Genomic DNA, 7140 nt, shown 5'->3' with positions numbered 1-7140 from the left:
TAAGGGTTGCTGCAGTTATAAAAAATCAAGCCAGCTATAAAAATAACTATAAAATAGCTGCTTAAAATTTGTTTTTATCATAACAATCATTTCGAGCGAAGTGCAACGCAGTCGAGAAATCTGTCTCAATAGATCTCTCCCCGCCCGCACAGGCGGGCGTTTCGCTGGGCTTCAGTCGAGATGACGTTTCGAGGGAACTTCATCACCACTAACGATTTATCAAGAAAATCCCCCGCGCTCCGTGTTTCCGTGGCAAAAAATAACCGCAAAAAAAATCCCGATAACTTTCGCTATCGGGATTAAATATTCAGTTAAAAAGAACTAGCCTTTTTTAGCTTTGCTTTCTTCGCCTTCTAATTGCGATTTCAATTGAGCCAATACGTCTAAATCTCCTAAAGTAGATTTCTCTACAGAATCTTTAACTTTTTTAACCGCAGTTACAGCAGCTTTAGCTTCTTTTTTCTTAGCATTTCTTTCTTCTGCTACAGCTTCAGCTTTAACCTCTTCCCAGATACGGGCGTGAGATACTACGATACGTTTTGCTTCTTTGTTGAATTCAATGATTTTGAAGTCATTGGTTTCTTCAGCTTTAACCGAAGTACCATCTTCTTTAACCATGTGTTTAGTTGGTACGAAACCTTCTACACCATATGGTAAAGCAATAACAGCACCTTTATCAGTTACTTTAACAACAGTACCCTGGTGAACCGAATCTAAAGTGAAGATCGTTTCGAAAGTATCCCAAGGGTTTTCTTCCAGTTGTTTGTGACCTAAGCTTAATTTACGGTTATCAACGTCTAATTCTAAAACAACTACATCTAATACATCACCAACTTTAGTGAATTCGTTAGGGTGGTTAACTTTTTTAGACCATGATAAGTCAGAGATGTGGATTAAACCATCAATACCTTCTTCAATTTCAACAAATACACCGAAGTTAGTCATGTTTTTAACAGTTGCCTGGTGCTTGCTTCCAACAGGGAATTTAGCAGCAACTTCTTGCCATGGATCGTTAGATAATTGTTTAATACCTAAGCTCATTTTACGCTCGTCTCTGTCTAAAGTTAAAACTTCAGCTTCGATCTCATCACCAACTTTTAAGAACTCTTGTGGATTTCTTAAGTTTTGTGACCAGCTCATTTCAGAAACGTGGATTAAACCTTCAACACCTGGGATGATTTCTAAGAAAGCACCGTAATCTGCAACAGTTACGATTTTTCCTTTTACTTTAGAACCAACCTGGATGTCAGTGCTTAAATTCTCCCAAGGGTGTGGAGTTAATTGTTTTAAACCTAAAGCGATACGTTTTTTCTCATCATCGAAATCTAAAACAACCACGTTGATTTTTTCATCTAATGATAATACTTCTTTTGGATGCTCTATGCGGCCCCAAGAAATATCTGTAATGTGAAGTAAACCGTCAACACCACCTAAATCGATGAACACACCGAAATCAGTAATGTTTTTAACAGTACCTTCTAGTACCTGACCTTTTTCTAATTTAGAAACGATCTCTACTTTTTGGCTTTCTAAATCGTCTTCAATTAACACTTTATGAGAAACTACTACGTTTTTAAACTCATGGTTAATTTTAACAACTTTGAATTCCATTGTTTTACCCACGTATACATCGTAATCGCGGATAGGTTTAATATCAATTTGAGATCCTGGTAAGAAAGCCTCAACGCCCATGATATCAACAATTAAACCACCTTTAGTACGGCTCTTAACGAAACCGTTGATGATTCTGTCGTTCTCAAGCGCCTCATTAATTGCTTCCCATGATCTTTGGGTTTTTGCTCTTTTGCGGGAAAGGATCAATTGACCGTTAGCATCTTCTGGTGCTTCAACGAATACGTCAACTGAATCGCCGATTTTTAGATCTGGTGTATCACGGAACTCAGAAGTAGAAACTAAACCGTCTGATTTGAAACCTACGTTTAATACTACATCTTTGTTGTTGATTGAAACAACGATACCGCTGATGATTTCACCTTTAGTGATCTGGTTGAATGTTCCGGCATACATATCTTCAAACTTTTTACGGTCTGCATCATTGTAATTACCGAAAACTTTTTCATCTGCATCCCAGTCGAAATCTTCGCTTGGTGTTGCTAATGATGATTTGATCGATTCGATCGAAACTGAATCCGCTTCTGATTCAATAGTTTCTTTTTCAGTTAGGCGTCCGCCTTCTCCCTGAAGTTCAGCTGTTTTTGCTGCTAATTCTTTTTCTGCTACTTGTTTTTTAGCCATTAATTAATTGTCTCCTTTTTTCCCTATTTAGGGACTGCAAAGGTAAAAATATTTTAATTAATAGAAAAGATTTTTTTAATAAATCTTGCTGATTTTTAGCTGATTATAATATATCGGTACGTCATCCTGAATTTATTTCAGGATCTGGGCGAAGATGCCTATCGCTTTATAGATTGATTTTTTATAATTATTTGAAAATGAACGCGCCGTATTTCATCGCGGACTGCAGTCCCGCTATCGCTAATAGTCCTCGCTGCGCTCCGGGCTATTCCGCTCTATCGGGTTTATAAACTAGGGTGTGTTCACAAATACCTACCAAAAGTTCCTACGGAACGGCTTTTTAATGTAAAAATAGAAAATACGGTCATCCTGAGTGATCATTATTGTTTGAAAATCAATAATGAATGTTAATGGAATCGAAGTCTCGTCATTTCGACCGCAGTGCCTGCCCGTACAGGCGGGGAGAAATCTTTTAACATAGTTTAAAGATTTATTGCAATTCTAGTTCAAAGATTTCTCCATTTCGCTGCGCTTCAGTCGAAATGACGGAGATTTTTTAAATCTGTCATTGATACCCTTTAGAAGGACATCTATACGTTCAAAAAATTCTGAAACAAGTTCAGCATGAAGAATAGAAATAAAACGCGTCTTCATTCCCAATTTAATTGGGAATCCTAATGCTATTGCAGCGCACTTTAAGATTAGCTTCGCTGAGCACTTCGTGGTTCCCGCATGCGCGAGATGCGATAACTATCTGATGACGATCGCACTGGCGGATTCTGTTAATGGTAACCTGTTCAAGGACGATCCATTCACTTAAAACAGATTCTGAACTTTTTTCAGAATGACGGTGTGCTGCTATCGTTTCGTAAAAGTCCCTCGGGTAAAACCTTCGCCAATTAACGTTTTATCATCTCTGATCAGTAGCATAATCGTATTTTGCTGATCGTAAAGTTTGATCATATCACCTTCAATCACATACTTCGAGGTGAAAACAGAATCAGTATAGGCGTCGGTAACCGTTACTGAATCTTTAGATTTAAAATTAAAAGATTTATACTGTATATCTTCATTGCTGGCAAAGGTACCTGCCACTACTTTTGCCTGTATAAAAGTAATATAACAGAAATAGCCGATGACCAGAATCACAATTGCCGAAAAACCGATCAAAAATTTGTTACCACTGGCATATTTAATCGAAAAGTATAATATGGTAATGAGTATTAGGGCTACCACAACGAAAAAGATAATGTTCGTGTAATCTTGTTTTTCCTGAGGTACAGATGCAGAAACGTTGGTATTCTCAACTTTTGCTTTTAGAGGGGAAATCCTAACCAAAAATTCTTTGCTCACCCATCCTTCACCATTGGTAACTTTAATTTTATAGAAACTGGTATTAGAAGAATCGATAACGGCAACATTTTCATTTTTAGGCAGGTATCCAACAATTTTACTTTTTGGATCAGCTTGTTTCCTAACCCTTAAATCGTCGGCAGTTACCCGATACATGTCGGTGCTGGTTGCCGTTTGGGGAGCATCAGGCTGTGTAGGAGTTGCCTGTGGATTTGTAGGTTTAGCTGTAGTTGCAACTTTTTCAACAAAATCTTTGCTCACCCAGCCTTCGCGGTTTTTAAATTTTACTTTGTAAAACTCGGCATTGTCGGCGTCCAAAACGGTAATGGTTTCATTTTGAGCTATATTTCCAATAACCTTACTTTTCGGATTGCTGCTTTCCCTTACACGCAACTGGTCGGCTTTAACACGATACAATTCTTGTGCATTTAAACGGTTAGCAAAAATAGAAAGCGTAATGAGGAGGAAGAAAATTCTAATCATAAGTATAAGATTCTGCGAACAGTTTAATAGGTAATCGCAAACACGCTATAAGCAAACACCGTGCTAAGTGTTTCAAAATTAGAAAATACTTTTGATAGGTGACGATTAGTTTGAAAAAAGGAATTATCTTTCTTCAAAAAGCGTCTTTTATAGAGGATGATTTATTTTATAACCTGGTAAGTTAAATTACCAGCTGCCACCAGTGCCACCACCGCTACTACTGCCACCGCCCCAGCTGCTTGATGAGGAGGAGCTACTGCTACTTGAAGAAGAAGAGGAGCTTGATGAGGATTTTGATTCGACCAACATGGCTAATGTAATCCATTTTATAAATTCTGTTTTTTTACAGAAGCTGCACTCGTTTATTATTTTAGCTTGCCCATCATGGCTATAAGTTGCCGTTTTAGTGGTTATTTGTTTGTTAAGTTTATAGGTTTTGAAATAACAATCAGGACATTCGGTATAGCTGTTATAAGCTTCAGCTGGCCATTGCTTAATGATATGCTCGTGATGATCTACACTTTGCCAAATGTCATAATCATAAACTAACAAAACTTCTTCTTTCCTTTGTCCGGCTGATAAAAATGGCTTTCCCTCTATATTAATGTCGCGATCTATGCGGACCATCTCTTGATTTCTGCTATCCAATACTGGTTTAAACCTTTCGGTGTTTTTGTAACGATTGAACAGGCGGGCAATTAACGAAAACAGGATGAGCGGAGATGCGATTACAAGCCACCAATTCTTCTTGTTAAATGCCTTTACAGCTTCTAAATAATTTTTATCGTCATTATGTATGTTCCTGAGATTTGAAATGTAAAACAAATACTTGAAAAATACGCTGATAGAGAGAACGACAAAAAGAATATATGGTATGTAAGATAATTTTAACTTGGGAACATAAAATCCAATAAAAATAATGGAAAATATAATGAAAAAAAAGGCAAATACACATCCGGCAATTACTGGTTTTTCAAGTTCGGATTTGATTTTTTGACTTGGTTTCGGGAGTTTTTTAGCTTGCCTGTTAATTAACTTAAAAACACCAAAAAATACAGCTAAGATAGCAATTGAGGGAAGCCAAATATCACTAACTGATTTCTGAGTTTTCGGTGTGAAAAACTGATTTAATTCCGCTTTGTTTTCCGGATTAAGAATAATTTTTCCTAAGGCATTTAAAGTTTTGATGATCCCGGCTTCATAGTCGTCTTCCCTAAATGCAGGAATTAAATTTTGCTCGGCAATATGTTTGAGTTTTACATCAGGCAAAACACCTTCGGCACCTGTGCCCGTAATAAACCTGTATTTACGGCGCGCTTTCGAAATAAATAATAACAATCCGTTATTGCTGGTTTTTGAACCTATTCCCCAGGTATTGAACAACTCGTAGGCAAAGTCGAAATCTTCTTTATCATGGTCAAAATCGTTAACCACAACTACAGCTACCTGCACATTGGTTTTACGCTCAAAATCGGCAATGGTATTGTTGATTTGTGCAACTGCATCAGCACCTAAAATTTGATCAGGATCGCAAACGTAACCACCGCCGTTCTTTTTGGGATCGGGAATATCTTTTACCTTATAGGCCGTTTGTGCAATAACAAAATGGCCTAAAAAAAGAAAAACGAAGAGGATAAGAGGTTTAATTAAATGTTTGGTGAGCATCGAATAAATTTAGGTATTAAATTATGGTGTCATCACTTAACAAAAAGTTGCTGATATGGTTTACTCTTTTAAGATTTTTGCCAATACCTTATCCAGTTTTGCCTTGTTTTTTTGATAAGGCTCCAAATCGTAAAGTTTTACTGTTTTAAATTCTATCGGATGGCTTTCGCTTTGTAACGATATATAACCTGATGTTAAGGCTTTGCCATCTATTTTAACCTTAGGGTCGAAGTTAGATACGTTACCGCCACCAATTTGAGGTTTGGTATATTCTAAAACCACTTCGCCTTCGATAATGTGTTTGATAACAGAATCACCTAAGACTAAAAATTCTGCAGTTACCCATTGGTCGCCCGCATAGGTTTTTGATTTAGAATCCAAACAATGTGGCGTAAATAATTTACCATTATAGTTGATTAGCGTTCCAGGTGTACATACATTGCTGGTATGGCGTTCATGTTCGCCGTCGCCACCTAAAATCTGCCCTTCAATAGAAATTGGAAAATCCTGATCTTTTAACATTGTTGCCGGATCCTGGCAATGTAACATGGCGCCACTGTTGCGTGTAGCCCAGCCCTCGCCGCCTTTAGCCTGCTCGCCAACAAAACGATAGGTTACTTTTAAAAGATAGGCAGAAAAAGGTTTTTTATAAAAAATATGGCCATATTGCTGGTCAAATTCATTGTAACCGTCATAACTTACTTTCATTAAACCGTTTTCTACACGGAAAGTATTGGCATAATTCTCCTTGTATTCGTGTTTGGCAATTTTAATATTCCAGTCTTTTAAATCTTTTCCGTTAAAGAGATTGATCCAGCCTTTTTGGGCATTCGCATTTAAAATAAAGAAGGATAGAAATAATAGGGTAAAGGTTATGGATTTTAATTTCATAGCAATATTTGGGTGATGTGCTAAAAATATGAATTTTTTCCCGAAGTTAATATTCAATCGTTTGGATAGTGTGTGGTTGATAGTCTGAAAAGACCATGTTGGAGCTGAGCGTTTAGTGTTGAGGAGAATGAAATATAGGGTAGATGGTTAAATCGTTCATGGGTAATGGTCTGGTAGCTCAATGGACTCAACTAAAATAAAAAAAGCAATTCATGTCGTCCTAAGAGATAATTTATTGTATAAAAATCAATATGATTGACGTTTTTTCCTTCGCACAATTCTTGCCTCGGCTCGCCGCCGCCGAAGGGCTCTTACTTTTTGGCATCAAAAAGTAACAAAAAATGCCGGCTGAAAATTTTTCTTTTGAAGGCAGTAGTATGGCTGGAACAGTGCAGTCCGAAAAATTTATTAGGCCGGTTTTAAGTAGAACGGTGATACTGTGCTATGGCCTATCTATACGGAAATGCATGATGCCGCAATCCTTTCATTAAT

4 protein-coding genes are annotated in these 7140 nt (G+C 37.3%); all 4 read right to left on the bottom strand.

Features of this window, described 5'->3' with window-relative positions; translation table 11 throughout:
- Positions 1 to 321: 321 nt before the first annotated feature.
- The gene (gene rpsA / locus BLR60_RS12570; protein WP_090500296.1) at positions 322 to 2256 is read right to left on the bottom strand and encodes a 30S ribosomal protein S1; all 1935 of its coding nucleotides are present in this window, start codon (positions 2254 to 2256) and stop codon (positions 322 to 324) included.
- Positions 2257 to 3114: 858 nt separating this feature from the next.
- A complete protein-coding gene (locus BLR60_RS12565) occupies positions 3115 to 4092 on the bottom strand; it encodes an SH3 domain-containing protein (RefSeq protein ID WP_090500294.1) in 978 nt (325 codons plus the stop codon).
- 186 nt (positions 4093 to 4278) lie between these two features.
- Positions 4279 to 5757 carry a TPM domain-containing protein gene (locus tag BLR60_RS12560; RefSeq protein WP_090500292.1) on the bottom strand — a complete coding sequence of 493 codons (1479 nt, stop codon included), beginning with the start codon at positions 5755 to 5757 and terminating at the stop codon, positions 4279 to 4281.
- A gap of 60 nt (positions 5758 to 5817) precedes the next feature.
- Positions 5818 to 6648, bottom strand: a complete 831-nt coding sequence (locus BLR60_RS12555; protein ID WP_090500290.1) for a 3-keto-disaccharide hydrolase — start codon at positions 6646 to 6648, stop codon at positions 5818 to 5820.
- Positions 6649 to 7140 lie beyond the last annotated feature (492 nt).

The organism is Pedobacter terrae (assembly GCF_900100705.1).
GTDB lineage: Bacteria > Bacteroidota > Bacteroidia > Sphingobacteriales > Sphingobacteriaceae > Pedobacter > Pedobacter terrae.
This window is presented reverse-complemented; position numbering and strand designations above follow the sequence as displayed.